We start from the raw sequence: 309 nt of genomic DNA on the forward strand, positions 1-309 counted from the left end.
ACTTCACGCGTATCTCCTACAATTCCTGCCGCAACCGCCATTGTCCGAAATGCCAGACCGTCAATAAAGAGCGCTGGATTGAAGCCAGAAAAGCGGACTTGCTGAACGTCGGTTACTTCCATGTCGTCTTTACCTTGCCGGATTTGTTAAACCCGATTGCCTGCCACAACCCGCAAATCCTGTACGATTTGTTGTTCAAGGCTGCCGCAGAAACGCTAACCGAGCTGGCGGCTGACAAGAAGTATTTGGGCGCACAGATTGGCTTTACCTCGATCCTCCATACCTGGGGACAAAATCTCATGCACCATC

General features: G+C 51.1%; 1 protein-coding gene. It reads left to right on the forward strand.

Features of this window, described 5'->3' with window-relative positions:
* The coding region (locus E6C55_RS33390) for an IS91 family transposase (RefSeq protein ID WP_136374127.1) at window positions 1-309 on the forward strand (309 nt) is incomplete at both ends.

This window comes from Cohnella fermenti, assembly GCF_004801405.1.
GTDB classification, from domain to species: Bacteria; Bacillota; Bacilli; order Paenibacillales; family Paenibacillaceae; genus Cohnella; species Cohnella fermenti.